Genomic DNA, 17,530 nt, shown 5'->3' with positions numbered 1-17,530 from the left:
ATGTCGGAATTGATGAAATTCTTTGGTCAGGTTAGCGGTGCTCAGCAATTCGATAACCTGCAAATCAATATCGCAAGTCCGGAAAAAATCCGTTCTTGGTCTTATGGTGAAATCAAAAAGCCGGAAACGATCAACTATCGTACGTTCAAGCCTGAGCGCGATGGTCTGTTCTGTGCCCGTATTTTTGGTCCGGTAAAAGATTACGAGTGCTTGTGCGGTAAATATAAGCGCATGAAGTACAAAGGCATCGTTTGTGAAAAATGTGGCGTTGAAGTGACATTGACTAAAGTGCGTCGTGAGCGCATGGGTCATATCGAGCTTGCAGCACCTGTTGCTCACATCTGGTTCTTGAAATCTTTGCCATCTCGTATCGGCTTGTTGCTTGATATGACGTTGAAAGATTTGGAACGTGTTCTCTACTTCGAAAACTTCGTTGTTGTTGAACCGGGCCTGACACCGTTGAAGCAGAAAGAACTTCTTTCTGAAGAACAGTATATCAATGCTGTTGAAGAATACGGTCAAGACGCCTTTACAGCCGGCATCGGTGCGGAAGCTATCCGTGACATGCTGTCTGAGATCAATCTTGATGACGAACTTGAAGACTTGCGTGACGAACTTCGTGAAACAAATTCCGAAGCCAAGCGTAAGAAATTTGTTAAACGTCTCAAGTTGGTTGAAGCTTTCTTGGAATCTGGTTCACGTCCAGAGTGGATGATCTTGGAAGTTGTTCCTGTGATCCCACCTGAGCTGCGCCCACTGGTTCCACTTGATGGCGGTCGTTTTGCAACGTCTGATCTGAACGATCTTTATCGTCGTGTGATCAACCGTAACAACCGTTTGAAGCGTTTGATCGAACTGCGCGCACCGGAAATCATCGTACGTAACGAAAAACGTATGTTGCAAGAATCCGTTGATGCGTTGTTTGATAACAGCCGTCGCTCTCGCCCCATTACAGGTGCGAACAAGCGTCCGCTGAAATCACTTTCAGACATGCTTAAAGGTAAGCAAGGTCGTTTCCGTCAAAACCTTCTTGGTAAACGTGTCGATTATTCTGGTCGTTCGGTTATCGTGGTTGGCCCGGAATTGATGCTGCACCAATGTGGTCTGCCAAAGAAAATGGCCTTGGAACTTTTCAAGCCGTTTATCTATGCCAAGCTTGAGCTTTACGGTATGGCAACAACCATTAAGGCTGCCAAGCGTATGGTTGAAAAAGAACGTCCTGAAGTTTGGGATATTCTTGAAGAAGTAATTCGTGAGCATCCGGTTATGTTGAACCGTGCCCCGACACTTCACCGTTTGGGTATCCAAGCGTTTGAACCCACCTTGGTTGAAGGTAAGGCGATCCAGCTTCACCCGCTCGTCTGTACAGCCTTTAACGCTGACTTCGATGGTGACCAGATGGCGGTACACGTACCTCTGTCATTGGAAGCACAGCTTGAAGCACGTGTCTTGATGATGTCTACAAACAACATCTTGCAGCCAGCGAGTGGTAAGCCGATCATCGTGCCGTCTCAGGATATCGTATTGGGTATTTATTACCTCTCTATGGAACTGGACAACGAAAAAGGCGAAGGCATGCAGTTCTCTGGCGTTGGTGAAATTCACCAAGCGCTTGATAACGATGTTGTCAGCCTGCACGCCAAGGTAACTTGTCGTTACCGCACAATCGATGAAAATGGTGATGAAGTTGTTGAACGCGTTGAAACAACACCGGGCCGTATGCTTCTTTCAGAGCTGCTGCCACGCCACATCGAAGTGCCATTCTCTTTGATCAACCGTCTTTTGACGAAGAAAGACGTGTCTAACGTGATCGGTGAAGTTTACCGTCATGTGGGTCAAAAAGAGACTGTGATCTTCTGTGACCGTATCATGGGTCTTGGTTTCAAATGGGCCTGTAAAGCAGGTATCTCGTTTGGTAAAGACGACATGGTTATTCCTGATGCGAAGGCACCATTGGTTGCTGAAACCAAGGAAGCGGTTAAAGAGTTCGAACGTCAGTATATGGACGGTTTGATCACTCAGCGTGAGAAGTACAACAAAGTGGTTGATGCTTGGTCACATTGTAACGATCAGGTGACATCAGAAATGATGACTGAGATCTCTACGATCAAGCCGGGCATTCCTGTTAACTCCGTATACATGATGGCTCACTCTGGTGCGCGTGGTTCTACCGCTCAGATGCGTCAGCTTGGTGGTATGCGTGGTTTGATGGCGAAGCCTTCTGGTGAGATTATCGAACAGCCGATTATTGCGAACTTTAAAGAAGGTTTGAGCGTACTTGAGTACTTCAACTCTTCACACGGTGCGCGTAAAGGTCTTGCCGATACAGCCCTGAAAACAGCGAACTCCGGTTACCTGACACGTCGTCTTGTAGACGTTGCACAAGATTGCATCATCTTTGAAGACGATTGTGGTACGGAAAATGGCCTCACAACCCGCGCCGTAATGGACGGTGGTGATGAGATCGTTTCTCTGTACGAGCGTATCCTTGGTCGTTCTGCTGGTGAAGATATCACACACCCTGATACGGGTGAAGTTCTTCTGCCTGCTGGTTCTTTGATTGAAGAAGTCGAAGCCAAGATGATCGAAGAAGCTGGTGTTGAAACGGTTAAAATCCGCTCAGTACTGACATGTGAAGCTGAAAACGGTGTTTGTGCCACATGTTACGGTCGTGATCTTGCTCGTAACACTAAGGTAAACCGTGGTGAAGCAGTTGGTGTTATCGCTGCCCAATCCATTGGTGAGCCGGGTACACAGCTTACCATGCGTACGTTCCACATTGGTGGTGCGGCGACAGGTGGTGCGGAGCAGAACTCCATTGAAGCAACCCATGACAGTAAAGTGAAACTGGTCAGCTGCCAGACAGTTAAGAACTCCTCTGGTGTGGATACGGTCATGAGCCGTAACACGGAGCTGTTGTTGATTGATAGTGCAGGTAAAGAACGTGCACGTCACCGTATTAACTATGGTACGAAACTATTCGTTACTGAGGCGCAAGCTGTTGAGCGTGGTGCCAAGTTGGCTGAGTGGGATCCGCATACATTGCCGGTTCTTACAGAAGTTAACGGTACGGTTAAGTTCCTTGATCTTGTTGATGGTGTTTCTATTGCCGAACAAACTGATGAAGCCACAGGTATCGCTTCTAAAGTTATCGTTGATTGGAAATCATTGCCTGCAGGTTCTGACCTTGTCCCACGTATCACCATCGTTGATGAAAACGGTGAGTCCCTTCTTATGGCAAACGGTATGGAAGCGACATACTCCATGTCTGTGGACTCCGTTCTTTCCATCCAAGATGGCGACACGGTTCACGCCGGTGACACCTTGGCACGTATTCCTCGTGAATCTGCCAAGACACGTGACATTACCGGTGGTCTGCCACGCGTTGCGGAATTGTTTGAAGCTCGTAAGCCGAAAGATCACGCGATTATCTCTGATATCGATGGTCGTGTTACATTCGGTAAGGACTATAAAAACAAACGTCGTATCGTTGTGACACCTGAAGGTGAAGATGCTGAACCAATGGAATTCTTGGTTCCAAAGGGTAAGCATATTTCCGTTCAGGAAGGTGACTATGTTCGTAAAGGTGACCCATTGATGGATGGTAGCCCGGTTCCACACGATATCCTTCGCGTGAAGGGTGTGGAGGCACTGGCAGAATTCTTGATCGCAGAGATCCAAGAAGTTTACCGTCTGCAAGGGGTTATGATTAACGATAAGCATATCGAAACCATTGCACGCCAAATGCTGCAAAAAATTGAAATCTCCGATCCGGGCGACACAACCTTCTTGGTTGGTGAGCAAGTGGATCGCGTAGAATTCCGTCGTGAAAACAAGAAGGCTGAAGAACGTGGCGATCGTCTCGCTGTGGGCTCTCCGATCCTTCTTGGTATTACGAAGGCCTCTTTGCAGACACAATCCTTCATCTCTGCAGCGTCTTTCCAAGAAACAACTCGCGTCCTTACAGAGGCAGCTGTTTCCGGTAAGAAAGATTACCTGTTGGGTCTGAAAGAAAACGTAATTGTTGGTCGCTTGATCCCTGCGGGTACAGGCGCTTACATGAGCAAAATCCGCCACGTTGCAGCTGAGCGTGATCGTGAAGCAGGTTATGTGCCTGAACACGAACAAGCCGCAGCTGCAGCCGCAGCGGCACAAGCAGAGGCAGAAGCAGCTCACGCAGCCGCACTGCCGGGTGCAGAAGGGGGTGAAGAAGCCTCAGCAGCACCTGCTGAATAAATAAGCTAAACATAGCTTTTAAGACAAAAACCGGATGGGGCTTACTGCTCTGTCCGGTTTTTTTTATGTGTGGGGCGGTAATTTTATTAAAATTAGAAACATCCGAATCTTTCGTTCAGAGGTTGAGCGTTATGTTCTTTCGTATTTATAGGGGGTTATAAAAAAACGCTATAGTAGTATCAGTCACATTTTAGGGTTATTAAATTACAAAAATGAATGTTTTATGGTGCTAAAGTACCTATTTATGTTGAAAAACATTCCACAAAATACGAAAATTTGTATTGTTGGTGATGATCTATTTAAAAGTGCAGGCAAAAACTATTAGAAAATAACATTTTAGTGATTATGTCATAGGGTGAGAAAGACATGATCATAACTTAGAGTGTTTGCTTTTTGCTGATGACTTAAATTAAGAAAAATGAAGAGGGCGGGGGATATATGCAACTCTATGGGAATCCTGAATTAACAGGAAAAGAGCGTTTTTTTGAAAAAGATGAAGTTATCGTGTCTAAGACAGACACAAAAGGCATCATCACTTATGCAAACCGCACCTTTGGTCGATTAGCGGGTATGTCCGCGCAGGCGGCTGTCGGCAAAAACCACAATATTATCCGTCACCCCCATATGCCGCGCTGTGTCTTTAAATTGCTTTGGGATAATATTTCTCAAGGCAATGAGATTTTTGCTTACGTTGTCAATCGTTCGGTAAATGGGGATCATTATTGGGTGCTGGCCCACGTGACACCAAGTTATGGTACTGATGGTCAGATTGTTGGGTATCACAGTAATCGTCGTGTGCCCAATCGCGAGGTTATTGATAGTGCGATCATCCCGCTTTATGACACACTTCTTCAGCTTGAAAAAAGCTATGACTCTCCAAAAGAAGGCATGATGGCAGCTTTAAATAAGGCGGTCGAAGTCATTGGGGGCAGTGGCAAGGAATATAATCACTTCATTATGTCGTTGGGAGAGTAAGATGTTTGGTAATTCTAATCAGATACAAAATGCAATTGCCGAACTCAAGCAAGTGCTTGAAGGTGATTTTGAAGTGCGTGTGACCGATATCCGTGGCGAGACAGGGCTTGATGAATTGCTCTACCTTATTAATGATGTGATTGATCGCAGTGATGCCTTTATGCGGGAATCATCTGCTTGCACCGAACATGTGGCGCACAATAAATATTGGCGCAAGATCGTGACTGACGGGATGCTTGGCGATTATGAAATTGCCAGCCAGAAGGTGAATGCCGCTGTTGATGCTATGTCCCACAAAGTTGATGTTTTTGGTGAGACCTTACTTGAATTTGAAGGTGAAGTTTTGATGGTTGCCGATACGGTGACCGAAACTTCAGAACAGGTAGAAGATGCCGCACGTGGAATGGAACGTGTGGCAGAATGTACGGCAGAGGATTCAACGGCCGTTGCTGCGGCTGCTGAAGAAGCATCTGTTAATGTGCAGACTGTATCGGCAGCCTCTGAAGAACTATCCGCTTCTATTACCGAGATCAGCTCTCAAGTGGGCCATGTCTCACAGATGACATTGGAAGCACAGGATAATAGTCAGGAGATTTCAGGGCAGGTAAAGACCTTGTCTGAAACCTCGAGTGCCATTTCTTCTGTGATTAATCTCATTCGTGATATTTCTGAACAAACCAATATGCTGGCGTTGAACGCAACCATTGAGGCAGCACGTGCTGGTGAAGCCGGCAAAGGCTTTGCTGTTGTGGCAACTGAGGTGAAGAATCTCGCTAAACAGACCTCTGAAGCCACTGATAATATTGAAGAGCAAATCAAGGCCATTCAGTCCGCCACCGTTGTTGCGGTTGATGGGATTGAAAAGATCGTCTCTAAGATTGATTATATTGCACAGGCTAATTCGTCTGTTTCCGCAGCTGTGGAAGAACAATCGGCTGCAACCGCAGAAATTGCCCGCAATATTGAACAGGCAGCTTCAGGCAATAGTGAAGTCAATAGCAAGATTGCGGATGTGGCTGATGGGGCGGCAGAAACCAAAGATGCGGCGCATCTGGTTCAAGGCCAGACCGAAGTTCTCATGAATGAGTCCCGCAAACTCTCAGACGGTATTGACGAGTTTATGACCAAGGCCCGGGCTGTTATATAGTTTCTCTTGACAATTTCGCAAAAATCCATAATATCGCGCGCCTATTGAGTGGTGGAGTCTGTCTTTTTTTTTGTCAGGCTTCACATTGTTGTAACAGGAACGTTATAGCATCCGCGAAATTCAACCGATGTAAGGGGATACCCAAGCATTGGATTTATTGTTTTGAGCGCGCTATAAACGTTGCGAGTGTGTCAAGGAATACACTGCTTATGCCTACTATTAACCAACTGATCCGTAAAAAGCGTAAAGCTAAACCGGTTCGCAACATGGTTCCAGCTATGGAAGCATGTCCTCAAAAACGTGGTGTTTGTACCCGCGTTTATACGACTACCCCTAAGAAGCCTAACTCAGCTTTGCGTAAAGTTGCCCGTGTGCGCTTGACCAATGGCTTTGAAGTTTCTTCTTACATCCCGGGTGAAGGCCACAACTTGCAAGAACACTCTGTCGTGATGATCCGCGGCGGCCGTGTAAAAGATTTGCCTGGTGTTCGCTATCACATCATCCGTGGTGTTCTGGATACACAAGGTCTTCAAGACCGTCGTCAACGTCGTTCGCACTACGGTGCGAAACGTCCTAAGTAAGGGGTTTATATATGTCTCGTAGACGCGCTGCTGAAAAGCGTGTCGTACTTCCTGATGCGAAGTACGGCGATATCGTTCTCACAAAATTCATGAACGGTTTAATGCTTGATGGTCGTAAATCGGCCGCAGAAAAAATTGTTTATACTGCTTTTGATAATATTGAGAAAAAAACAGGTAACGATCCTGTTGCTCAATTCCATGAAGCACTCGAAAATGTTAAGCCTGCTGTAGAAGTTCGCTCTCGCCGTGTTGGTGGTGCGACTTATCAGGTTCCTGTTGAAGTTCGTGCTACTCGCCGTCAGGCGTTGGCTATTCGCTGGATCATTGATGCTACGCGTAACCGCAGTGAAAACACTATGGCTGACCGTTTGACTGGCGAATTGCTGGACGCGGCTCAAAATCGTGGTTCTGCTGTTAAGAAACGCGAAGATACGCACCGTATGGCTGAAGCTAACAAAGCCTTCTCTCACTACCGCTGGTAAGATCGGATCTCCTAAATGGCTGATAAATATCCTTTGGAAAAGTATCGTAACATCGGCATCATGGCACACATTGATGCGGGTAAAACGACAACTACCGAACGTATTCTGTACTACACTGGTAAATCTTATAAGATCGGTGAAGTACACGACGGTAACGCGACTATGGATTGGATGGAGCAAGAGCAAGAGCGTGGTATTACTATTACCTCTGCTGCGACAACTACGTTCTGGCGCGATCACCGTGTAAACATCATTGATACGCCTGGTCACGTTGACTTCACAATTGAAGTTGAACGTTCACTGCGTGTACTTGATGGTGCTGTTTGTGTATTTGACTCCGTAGCCGGTGTTGAACCTCAATCTGAAACTGTATGGCGCCAAGCTGACAAATACGACGTTCCACGTATGTGTTTTGTCAACAAAATGGACCGTATGGGCGCTGACTTCTACCGTTGTGTAGAGATGATCGTTGATCGTCTTGGTGCTGTTCCGCTTGTTACTCAGTTGCCAATCGGCGCTGAAGCTGAATATGCGGGTCACATTGATCTGATCAAAATGAAAGCTGTTGTTTGGGGCGGTGAAGAACTCGGTGCGAAATTCGACTATGTCGATATCCCTGACGACCTTGCTGACAAAGCTGCTGAATATCGTGAGCAACTTATCGAGACTGCTGTTGAGCAAGACGATGCTGCCATGGAAGCTTACCTAGAAGGTAATGAGCCTTCTGAGGAAACTTTGATCGCTTGTATCCGTAAAGGTACAATTGATTTGGCATTCGTTCCTGTTCTTTGTGGTACGGCCTTTAAGAACAAAGGTGTTCAACCACTTCTTGATGCTGTAATCGATTACATGCCAGCTCCGACTGACATTGCTGCGATTAAAGGTGTTGATGCGAAAGACGAGTCGATCGAAATCGAACGTGAAAACTCTGAAGACGCACCATTCTCTGCTCTTGCATTTAAGATCATGAACGATCCGTTCGTTGGCTCTTTGACATTTGCTCGTATTTACTCTGGTAAACTTGATGCCGGTTCTTACGTAACAAACACTGTTAAAGGTAAAAAAGAACGTGTTGGCCGTATGTTGTTGATGCATTCTGCTGAACGTGAAGAAATCAAATCAGCAACTGCTGGTGATATCGTTGCGATCGTTGGTCTTAAAGATACAACAACTGGTGACACGCTTTGTGCTCCTGACTCTCAAGTTATTCTTGAGCGTATGGAATTCCCAGAGCCTGTAATCGAAGTTGCTGTTGAACCTAAGACAAAAGCTGACCAAGAGAAAATGGGTATTGCCCTTGCTCGTTTGGCGGCTGAGGATCCTTCCTTCCGCGTTAAAACTGACCACGAAACGGCTCAGACAATTATCGCTGGTATGGGTGAGCTTCACCTGGACATTCTCGTTGACCGTATGAAACGTGAATTTAAAGTTGAAGCAAACGTTGGTGCACCTCAGGTAGCTTACCGTGAAGCATTCGGTAAAGAAGTTGAAATTGACTACACTCACAAGAAACAATCTGGTGGTTCTGGTCAATACGCTCGCGTACAACTTCGTTTCGGTCCGCTTCCAGAAGATGCTGAATCACAGTTTGAATTCAAAAGCAAAATTGTGGGTGGTAACGTTCCTAAGGAATACATCCCAGGTGTTGAAAAAGGTCTGAAGACTTCTATGGACACTGGTTGTATTGCTGGCTTCCCGGTTGTGGGTCTTAAAGCTGAGTTGTTCGATGGTGCATACCACGATGTTGACTCCAGCGTTCTTGCCTTCGAAATCGCAGCCCGTGCTGCATTCCGTGAAGGTATGAGAGAATCCTCGCCTAAACTTCTTGAGCCTATGATGAAGGTTGAAGTTGTGACGCCTGAAGAATATATGGGTGACATCATTGGTGACTTGAACTCACGTCGTGGTCAAGTTAACTCAATGGATCAACGCGGTATCGCTCGTGTTGTTGACGCTCACGTACCATTGGCAAACATGTTTGGCTATGTGAACAACCTGCGTTCCCTGTCACAGGGTCGTGCACAGTTCACTATGCAGTTCGATCACTACTCAGAAGTGCCGAACAACGTTGCTGAAGAAATTAAAGAAAAGTTGGCTGGTTAATCCAGTCAACTCCTGACTTATTTAAAATTGGAGTTACTTAGTAATGTCTAAAGAAAAGTTTGACCGTTCAAAACCGCATTGCAACATCGGTACTGTAGGTCACGTTGATCATGGTAAAACAACACTGACTGCTGCGATCACTAAAGTTCTTGCTGAAGTTAGCGGCGGCGAAGCTGTTGATTTTGCAAACATCGATAAAGCACCAGAAGAGCGTGAGCGCGGTATTACAATTTCAACGGCACACGTTGAATATGAAACTGAAGCTCGTCACTACGCACACGTAGATTGCCCAGGTCACGCCGATTATGTGAAAAACATGATTACAGGTGCTGCGCAAATGGACGGTGGTATCCTGGTTGTAAACGCAGCTGATGGCCCCATGCCACAGACGCGTGAGCACATCCTGCTTGCACGCCAAGTTGGTGTACCTGCTCTTGTTGTTTACATGAACAAAGTTGACCAAGTTGACGACGAAGAGCTTCTCGAGCTCGTTGAAATGGAAATCACAGAACTTCTCGAAAGCTATGGCTTCGAAGACGTTCCTGTAATTGCTGGTTCTGCATTGGCTGCTCTTGAAGGCCGTGACGACGAAATCGGTAAAGAATCTATTCTTAAGCTGATGGCTGCTGTTGATGAGCATATCCCACAGCCTGAAATGGACACAGCCAAGCCATTCTTGATGCCGATTGAGGACGTGTTCTCAATTTCTGGTCGCGGTACAGTTGTAACGGGTCGTATTGAGACTGGTATCTCTGTTGTTGGTGATGAAGTTGAAGTTGTTGGTCTGCGCGAAACACAGAAAACGACTGTTACTGGTATTGAAATGTTCCGTAAGCTTCTTGATGAAGCAAAAGCGGGTGACAATGCTGGTGTTCTTCTTCGTGGTCTGAAACGTGACGACGTTGAGCGTGGTCAGGTTCTGGCTGCTCCGGGTTCTATCAACCCGCACAAGAAATTCACTTGTGAAGTTTACATTCTGACAAAAGAAGAAGGTGGCCGTCACACGCCATTCTTTGCGAACTACCGTCCACAGTTCTACTTCCGTACAACTGACGTAACTGGTTCTATCACTTTGCCTGAAGGCACTGAAATGGTAATGCCGGGCGATAACGTCAAATTGTCTGTTGAACTGCTGGCTGAGATTGCGATGGACGAAGGTCTTCGTTTCGCGATCCGTGAAGGTGGTCGTACAGTAGGCTCTGGTGTGGTTGCATCCATCGAAGAGTAATTGACCTATAGGTTTTTCGTGTTTTATACGCAAAACCAAAGTCTTTAAAGAAGGCTCCTGCCCATAGGGTAGGGGCCTTTTTTACGTTTGGGCTATCTATTTGAAAAAGAATCAAAAAAAGAGTCACTTTCTCCTTGCATCAAGGGGAGGCTTCCCATATAAACCCTCCATTCGCTCTTTCACCCCATTTAAGGGGTTGAGTACTTCGGGGTTTCCGCAGGTCCATTACGGATTGGGAACGTCGAGGTTTTTTTGTTGTCTGTTTTAGGTAATAAACTCCTATGGAACACCAAAATATCCGCATTCGTCTGAAGGCATTCGATCACCGCGTACTGGATCAGTCCGCTAAAGAGATCGTAAACACTGCTAAACGGACTGGTGCACAGGTAAAGGGTCCAATTCCTCTACCTACTCGTATCGAGCGTTTCACAATTCTGCGTTCTCCTCACGTAAACAAGAAATCACGTGAGCAGTTCGAAACGCGTACCCACAAGCGTCTTTTAGACATTGTGGACCCTACGCCGCAGACTGTGGATGCGCTTATGAAGCTGGACCTTGCGTCCGGCGTTGATGTTGAAATTAAGCTTTAAAGGATTAGCTCAGATGCGATCTGGTCTCATCGCGCAAAAATTGGGTATGACCCGTCTTTTTGCTGAAAACGGCAACCATGTTGGCGTGACAGTATTGAAGGTGGATACTCAAGTAGTAGCGCAGCGTACCGAAGACAAGGATGGCTACACTGCTGTGCAGCTCGGATTTGGTAGCGCCAAGGTCAAGAACGTGAGCAAGCCCATGCGCGGGCACTTCGCCGCTAACAAGGTGGAGCCGAAAGCCAAACTGGCAGAATTCCGCGTGGAACCTGAAGGCCTTATTGAAGTGGGTGCAGAACTTTCTGCTGAACACTTCGTGGTTGGACAATTCGTCGATGTGGCGGGTACTTCAATCGGTAAAGGTTTTGCAGGGGCTATGAAGCGCCACAACTTTGGTGGTCTTCGTGCTTCTCACGGTGTATCAATCTCTCACCGTTCACATGGTTCCACAGGTCAATGTCAGGACCCTGGCCGCGTCTTCAAAGGAAAGAAGATGGCAGGTCATATGGGTGCTAAGCGTGTGACTGTTCAGAACCTCGAAATCGTCGCCACTGATGGCGAGCGTGGTCTTATCATGGTTAAGGGCGGTCTGCCCGGTGCCAAGGGTGGGTACGTTTTGGTGAAGGACGCTGTTAAGCGTGATGCACCAGAAGGTCTTCCATTCCCGGCTGCTGTGAAAACTGCGCCTGTTGCAGAAGCTGCTCCGGCAGAAGCTGCTCCAGAGACGACTGAGGAATAAGTGGCATGAAGTGCGACGTAATTAGTCTTGAAAACAAGAAAGTCGGCGATATCGAGTTGGACGATGCTATCTTTGGCATTGCTCCTCGCGCTGACATTCTACACCGTGTGGTTAACTGGCAGTTGGCACGTCGCCAATCCGGTACACACAAAGTAAAAACACGTGGCGAATTGGCCATCGTTAAAACAAAACCGTTCAAGCAAAAGGGTACCGGTAACGCTCGTCAGGGCTTTAAAGGTGTTACTCAAATGCGCGGCGGTGCGACTGTTCATGGTCCGGTTGTTCGTTCTTACGCACATAACCTGAACAAGAAAGTTCGCAAACTCGGTCTAAAATGCGCTCTGTCTGCAAAAGCTGCTGACGGTGCATTGATCGTTGTTGACGATGCAAAATTCGGGTCCCCGAAAACAAAAGAAGCTGCAGCGACAATGAAAATATTGGAACTGACTTCTGCTTTGTTTATCGACGGTACTGACGTTGACGCCAACTTCCAAAATGCAATTGCTAACCTTCCGGGTATCAATGCATTGCCGAGCCAAGGTGCTAACGTTTACGATATCCTGCGCGCTGACAAATTGGTCTTGACCAAGGGTGCAGTCGAAAAATTGGTGGAGCGCTTGTCATGACAAAATATCTAGCAAGCAAAGTAACCGTTTCTAAAGAACGTGAGTTTGAATTACTGCGTTCGCCGGTTATCACCGAGAAAGCGACTTTGCTGTCAGAGCACAACCAAGTAACTTTCCGCGTTCCTATGGATGCGAACAAAATTGAAGTTCGTAAAGCGGTTGAAAGTGTATTTGGTGTGAAGGTAACTGCGGTTAATACTCTTATCACTAAGGGTAAAGCCAAACGTTTCCGTGGCCGCATGGGACGTCGTTCCGATGTCAAAAAAGCAATCATTACACTCGCCGAAGGTGAGTCTATTGATGTGACGACGGGGGTCTAAACCATGGCTTTGAAAAACTTCAAACCAACGACTCCGGGCCAGCGTAGCTTGGTTCTGGTTGATCGTTCCGATCTTTACAAAGGCAAACCAGTCAAAGCTTTGACTGAAGGCTTGCGTAAGAGCGGTGGCCGTAACAACACAGGTCGTATTACATCCCGCCGTATTGGTGGTGGTCATAAGCGTCGTTATCGCTTCATCGACTTTAAACGTAATGCGAAATTTGATGTTCCGGCAACAGTAGAGCGTCTTGAGTACGATCCAAACCGTACGGCCTTTATTGCTCTTATCCGCTACGAAGACGGGGAACTGTCTTACATTCTCGCTCCGCAACGCCTGCAAGTTGGCGACACTGTTGTGTCTGGTCAGCGCGTTGACGTAAAACCGGGTAACGCGATGCCTATCGCGAACATTCCGGTTGGTACCATCATTCACAACGTTGAGATGAAGCCTGGTAAAGGTGGTCAGATCGCACGTTCTGCTGGTACATACGTTCAGCTCGTTGGTAAAGACCAAGGGTACGCTCAGCTTCGTCTCGGTTCTGGTGAAGTTCGCCTGATCCGCGGTGAGTGCATGGCAACTATCGGCGCTGTATCCAACTCGGATCATCAGAACGTGAAACTTGGTAAGGCCGGTCGTAACCGCTGGCTTGGCAAGCGTCCATCTGTCCGTGGTGTAGCAATGAACCCTGTCGATCACCCACATGGTGGTGGTGAGGGTCGTACTTCAGGTGGTCGTCATCCGGTGACTCCTTGGGGTAAGCCTACTAAGGGTAAGCGCACTCGTAGCAACAAGAAGACGGACGCGCTGATTATGCGCAGCCGTCATAAGAAATAGGAGGCCGGCTCGTGGCTCGTTCCGTATGGAAAGGACCGTTTGTTGACGGCTACCTTCTCACAAAAGCTGAGAAGGCACGTGAGTCCGGTCGCAATGATGTCATTAAGACATGGTCGCGTCGTTCCACTATTCTGCCGCAATTTGTAGGCCTGACATTTGGTGTCTACAACGGTAATAAATTCATCCCTGTATTGGTGACAGAAGACATGATTGGTCACAAGTTCGGTGAGTTCTCACCAACTCGTACTTATTATGGTCATGCTGCCGACAAGAAAGCCAAAAGGAAATAAGTTATGGGTAAGAAAAAGACAGATCGTCGCCTTGCCGATAACGAGGCTATGGCTCGCGCCAAAATGATCCGTATCAGCCCTCAAAAGCTGAATCTGGTCGCTGCTTCAATCCGTGGCAAAAGCGCTTCTGCAGCGGTTGCTGAACTCGCATTTTCTAAACGCCGCGTCGCTAAAGACGTTAAAGCGATCTTGGAATCTGCTATCGCCAACGCAGAAAACAATCACCAGCTTGACGTTGACAACTTGTTTGTCGCTGAAGCTTCTGTAGGTCGCGCTATGGTAATGAAACGCTGGAAAGCACGTGCCCGTGGCCGTGTTGGAAAGATTTTGAAGCCATGGAGCAACATGCGCATCATTCTTCGTGAACGTGAGGAGACAGCATAATGGGTCAGAAGGTAAACCCGATTGGTCTGCGCCTCGGGATCAACCGTACTTGGGAATCCCGTTGGTACGCTGATAAAGGCGATTATGCTGGCAAACTTCACCAAGACCTTGAACTGCGTGAGTTAATTAAGAAAGAACTCGCACAGGCAGGTGTTGCTAAGGTTGTCATCGAACGCCCAGCTAAACGCGCTCGTATTACAATTCACACGGCTCGTCCGGGTGTTGTAATCGGCAAAAAAGGCCAAGACATTGAGAAGTTGCGTCAGCGCCTCTCAAAAATGACTGGCAATGACGTTCGTTTGAACATCGTTGAAATTCGCAAGCCGGAATTGGACGCACAACTTGTTGCTGACTCTATTGCTCAGCAATTGGAACGTCGTGTTTCTTTCCGTCGTGCAATGAAGCGTTCTGTTCAATCTGCCATGCGCCTTGGCGCACTCGGTATTCGTATCAACTGTGCCGGCCGTTTGGGTGGTGCTGAGATCGCGCGTACTGAATGGTATCGTGAAGGCCGTGTTCCGCTGCACACACTACGTGCAAATGTTGATTACGGGACTTCTACAGGTCACACCACTTATGGTGCGTGTGGCGTGAAAGTCTGGATCTTCAAAGGCGAGATCATGGAACACGATCCTATGGCAGTCGAAAATCTTGCTGCTGATGCGCAGCCTGCGGCTCGCTAAGGGAGAGGTTAATCATGTTATTGCCAAAACGTACAAAGTTCCGCAAGCAGCATAAAGGCCGTATTAAAGGCAATGCTAAAGGCGGTAGTACTTTGAACTTCGGGACTTACGGCTTGAAAGCCTTAACTCCTGAGCGTGTAACGTCTCGTCAAATCGAAGCAGCGCGTCGTGCTATGACTCGTCACATGAAACGTGCCGGTCGTGTATGGATCCGCATCTTCCCTGATGTTCCAGTTTCTAAGAAACCTGCCGAAGTCCGTATGGGTAAAGGTAAGGGTTCTCCAGAATTCTGGGCATGTAAAGTGAAGCCGGGCCGTATCATGTTTGAAATCGAAGGTGTTCCTGCTGATGTTGCTAAGCGTGCCATGGAATTGGCCGCCGCAAAATTGCCGGTTCGCACTCGCTTCGTAACCCGTTTGGGTGAAGGAGAATAAGTATGAAGGCTGCAGAAATCCGTTCCAAAAGCTCTGACGAGCTGAAGGATGAACTGTTGAAATTGCGTAAAGAGGCGTTTAACTTGCGCTTCCAGCAAGCCAGCGGTCAATTGGAAAACACAGCTCGTGTCCGTCAGGTGCGTCGCGATATCGCGCGTATCAAGACGGTCATCGGCGAAAAAGCCTAAGGAGCACAGTGATGCCTAAACGTATCCTCCAAGGCGTTGTTGTTAGCGACAAACAAGAAAAGACTGTTGTGGTGAAAGTAGAGCGCCGTTTTAAACACCCGCTCTATAAAAAATTCATCAAGCGCTCTAAAAAGTATGCCGCGCACGACGAGAACAATCAGTTCAAAATTGGTGACTTGGTGAAAATCCAGGAAACCAAACCAATTTCCAAGAATAAAACTTGGGAAGTACTTACCGAGGAAGCTTAAGTCTTTAAGCTTTCTCGACTACTCGGCAGCAAGAAATTTCTTGATAAGTCTTGACTGTTGGTGCCTAAGCGATTAGGTATCGCACCTCATGACATCAAGTGACCTCTTGTATGTCTTAAATAGAGGAAGTCTAAATCATTAGACTTCCTCAATTTCGTGACCAGGATCTAGAAAAAGGAATATTCTATGATTCAGATGCAAACCAACTTGGAAGTAGCGGATAACTCCGGTGCACGCCGAGTGCAGTGCATCAAGGTTCTCGGTGGTTCTAAGCGCCGTTGGGCTTCTGTGGGCGACGTTATCGTCGTTTCTGTTAAAGAAGCTATCCCGCGCGGTCGTGTGAAAAAAGGTGACGTACATCGTGCCGTTATCGTTCGCACTGCCAAGGACATCCGTCGCCCTGATGGCTCTGTAATTCGTTTCGATAAGAACGCTGCTGTTTTGATTAACAAACAGGGTGAACCTATCGGTACTCGTATCTTTGGCCCAGTTACACGCGAACTTCGCGGTCGTAACTACATGAAGATTGTCTCCCTTGCACCGGAGGTACTCTAATATGGCTGCTAAGATCAAAAAAGGCGATAACGTTATCGTTCTGACCGGTAAAGACAAGGGCAAGCAAGGCGAAGTTCTCAGCATTAAAGTTGCTGATGCAAAAGCTGTTGTTCAAGGTATCAACATGGTGAAACGCCATACGAAACCGACCCAGTTTCAAGCCGGTGGTATCGTCGAAAAAGAAGCCGCAATTGCACTTTCTAACATCGCAATTGTTGACCCTAAAGAAGGCAAAGCAACACGCGTTGGCTTCAAAACTCTCGAAGACGGCAAGAAAGTACGCGTTGCGAAACTTTCTGGCGAAGTCATCGACAGCTAAGGGATTGGATAATGGCTCGTCTTAAAGAAGTATATAACTCTACCATCCGTTCTGCGATGAAAGAAGAGTTCGGTTATGCAAATGAAATGCAAATCCCGAAACTCGAAAAAATCGTTGTAAATATGGGTGTTGGTGAAGCTGCTGCTGATAAGAAAAAAATCAACGCAGCTATTTCTGAACTTGAAGCAATTACAGGTCAGAAAGCCGTTAAAACCAAAGCTACTAAATCTATCGCGGGCTTCAAGCTTCGTGAAGGTCAAGTAGTTGGTGCTAAAGTTACGCTTCGTCGTAACCAGATGTTCGAATTCATGGATCGCTTGGTAAACATCGCTTTGCCACGTGTTCGTGACTTTCGTGGTCTGAATGGCAAATCTTTCGATGGTCGTGGCAACTATGCCATGGGTATCAAAGAACAAATCGTATTCCCGGAAATCGACTACGATCAAGTAGACGCTATCCGTGGTATGGACATCGTAATCTGCACAACGGCCGATAATGATGACGAAGCTCGCGCTTTGTTGTCTAAATTCGACATGCCGTTCGCGAAGTAATCGATAGAAGGAAATTT

At 47.1% G+C, this 17,530-nt stretch carries 21 protein-coding genes; all 21 read left to right on the top strand.

Features of this window, described 5'->3' with window-relative positions; genetic code table 11:
• The 21 genes from rpoC to rplE all read left to right on the top strand — a co-directional run bounded on the left by rpoC (nucleotide 1) and on the right by rplE (nucleotide 17,513).
• Nucleotides 1-4,236, top strand: coding sequence for a DNA-directed RNA polymerase subunit beta' (gene rpoC, locus MTBPR1_RS02755; RefSeq protein ID WP_083222840.1), 4,236 nt, complete (start codon nucleotides 1-3; stop codon nucleotides 4,234-4,236).
• A 438-nt stretch (nucleotides 4,237-4,674) separates the two neighbouring features.
• Nucleotides 4,675-5,211 (top strand): PAS domain-containing protein, encoded by a 537-nt coding sequence (locus MTBPR1_RS02750; protein WP_069185992.1) that lies wholly within the window; start codon nucleotides 4,675-4,677, stop codon nucleotides 5,209-5,211.
• Nucleotide 5,212: 1 nt separating this feature from the next.
• Nucleotides 5,213-6,358 carry a methyl-accepting chemotaxis protein gene (locus tag MTBPR1_RS02745; protein ID WP_069185991.1) on the top strand — a complete coding sequence of 382 codons (1,146 nt, stop codon included), beginning with the start codon at nucleotides 5,213-5,215 and terminating at the stop codon, nucleotides 6,356-6,358.
• A gap of 209 nt (nucleotides 6,359-6,567) precedes the next feature.
• Complete coding sequence (rpsL, locus tag MTBPR1_RS02740; protein ID WP_069185990.1) at nucleotides 6,568-6,939, top strand: 30S ribosomal protein S12; 372 nt, start codon at nucleotides 6,568-6,570, stop codon at nucleotides 6,937-6,939.
• Between the two features lie 11 nt (nucleotides 6,940-6,950).
• Nucleotides 6,951-7,421, top strand: coding sequence for a 30S ribosomal protein S7 (gene rpsG / locus MTBPR1_RS02735; RefSeq protein ID WP_069185989.1), 471 nt, complete (start codon nucleotides 6,951-6,953; stop codon nucleotides 7,419-7,421).
• A gap of 15 nt (nucleotides 7,422-7,436) precedes the next feature.
• Nucleotides 7,437-9,524 (top strand): elongation factor G, encoded by a 2,088-nt coding sequence (gene fusA, locus MTBPR1_RS02730; RefSeq protein WP_069185988.1) that lies wholly within the window; start codon nucleotides 7,437-7,439, stop codon nucleotides 9,522-9,524.
• A gap of 43 nt (nucleotides 9,525-9,567) precedes the next feature.
• Complete coding sequence (gene tuf / locus MTBPR1_RS02725; RefSeq protein WP_069185987.1) at nucleotides 9,568-10,752, top strand: elongation factor Tu; 1,185 nt, start codon at nucleotides 9,568-9,570, stop codon at nucleotides 10,750-10,752.
• Nucleotides 10,753-11,033: 281 nt separating this feature from the next.
• Complete coding sequence (gene rpsJ, locus MTBPR1_RS02720) at nucleotides 11,034-11,342, top strand: 30S ribosomal protein S10 (protein ID WP_028878479.1); 309 nt, start codon at nucleotides 11,034-11,036, stop codon at nucleotides 11,340-11,342.
• Nucleotides 11,343-11,355: 13 nt separating this feature from the next.
• Nucleotides 11,356-12,081: a 50S ribosomal protein L3 gene (gene rplC / locus MTBPR1_RS02715; protein ID WP_069185986.1), complete on the top strand. Its 726-nt coding sequence runs from the start codon at nucleotides 11,356-11,358 to the stop codon at nucleotides 12,079-12,081.
• 5 nt (nucleotides 12,082-12,086) lie between these two features.
• Complete coding sequence (gene rplD / locus MTBPR1_RS02710) at nucleotides 12,087-12,707, top strand: 50S ribosomal protein L4 (RefSeq protein WP_069185985.1); 621 nt, start codon at nucleotides 12,087-12,089, stop codon at nucleotides 12,705-12,707.
• Nucleotides 12,704-13,027 carry a 50S ribosomal protein L23 gene (locus tag MTBPR1_RS02705; RefSeq protein ID WP_069185984.1) on the top strand — a complete coding sequence of 108 codons (324 nt, stop codon included), beginning with the start codon at nucleotides 12,704-12,706 and terminating at the stop codon, nucleotides 13,025-13,027. The genes rplD and MTBPR1_RS02705 overlap by 4 nt, the downstream gene beginning before the upstream one ends.
• 3 nt (nucleotides 13,028-13,030) lie before the next feature.
• On the top strand, nucleotides 13,031-13,861 hold the full coding sequence (rplB, locus tag MTBPR1_RS02700) for a 50S ribosomal protein L2 (protein ID WP_069185983.1): 831 nt from the start codon (nucleotides 13,031-13,033) through the stop codon (nucleotides 13,859-13,861).
• Between the two features lie 11 nt (nucleotides 13,862-13,872).
• A complete protein-coding gene (gene rpsS, locus MTBPR1_RS02695) occupies nucleotides 13,873-14,151 on the top strand; it encodes a 30S ribosomal protein S19 (RefSeq protein ID WP_069185982.1) in 279 nt (92 codons plus the stop codon).
• Nucleotides 14,152-14,154: 3 nt separating this feature from the next.
• Entirely contained in the window at nucleotides 14,155-14,535 is a 381-nt protein-coding gene (gene rplV / locus MTBPR1_RS02690) for a 50S ribosomal protein L22 (protein WP_069185981.1), read from the top strand.
• A complete protein-coding gene (gene rpsC, locus MTBPR1_RS02685; protein ID WP_069185980.1) occupies nucleotides 14,535-15,218 on the top strand; it encodes a 30S ribosomal protein S3 in 684 nt (227 codons plus the stop codon). The genes rplV and rpsC overlap by 1 nt, the downstream gene beginning before the upstream one ends.
• Before the next feature lie 14 nt (nucleotides 15,219-15,232).
• A complete protein-coding gene (rplP, locus tag MTBPR1_RS02680) occupies nucleotides 15,233-15,652 on the top strand; it encodes a 50S ribosomal protein L16 (protein ID WP_069185979.1) in 420 nt (139 codons plus the stop codon).
• 2 nt (nucleotides 15,653-15,654) lie between these two features.
• Nucleotides 15,655-15,840: a 50S ribosomal protein L29 gene (gene rpmC / locus MTBPR1_RS02675; protein WP_069185978.1), complete on the top strand. Its 186-nt coding sequence runs from the start codon at nucleotides 15,655-15,657 to the stop codon at nucleotides 15,838-15,840.
• 11 nt (nucleotides 15,841-15,851) lie between these two features.
• The gene (gene rpsQ / locus MTBPR1_RS02670) at nucleotides 15,852-16,088 is read left to right on the top strand and encodes a 30S ribosomal protein S17 (protein WP_069185977.1); all 237 of its coding nucleotides are present in this window, start codon (nucleotides 15,852-15,854) and stop codon (nucleotides 16,086-16,088) included.
• 186 nt (nucleotides 16,089-16,274) lie between these two features.
• Complete coding sequence (rplN, locus tag MTBPR1_RS02665) at nucleotides 16,275-16,643, top strand: 50S ribosomal protein L14 (RefSeq protein WP_069185976.1); 369 nt, start codon at nucleotides 16,275-16,277, stop codon at nucleotides 16,641-16,643.
• Between the two features lies 1 nt (nucleotide 16,644).
• Complete coding sequence (gene rplX / locus MTBPR1_RS02660) at nucleotides 16,645-16,962, top strand: 50S ribosomal protein L24 (protein WP_069185975.1); 318 nt, start codon at nucleotides 16,645-16,647, stop codon at nucleotides 16,960-16,962.
• 11 nt (nucleotides 16,963-16,973) lie between these two features.
• The gene (gene rplE / locus MTBPR1_RS02655; RefSeq protein WP_069185974.1) at nucleotides 16,974-17,513 is read left to right on the top strand and encodes a 50S ribosomal protein L5; all 540 of its coding nucleotides are present in this window, start codon (nucleotides 16,974-16,976) and stop codon (nucleotides 17,511-17,513) included.
• Nucleotides 17,514-17,530 lie beyond the last annotated feature (17 nt).

Source organism: Candidatus Terasakiella magnetica (genome assembly GCF_900093605.1).
GTDB classification, from domain to species: Bacteria; Pseudomonadota; Alphaproteobacteria; order Rhodospirillales; family Terasakiellaceae; genus Terasakiella; species Terasakiella magnetica.
Note: the sequence above shows the minus strand (reverse complement) of the source record. Positions and strands in the feature narration are given on the sequence as shown.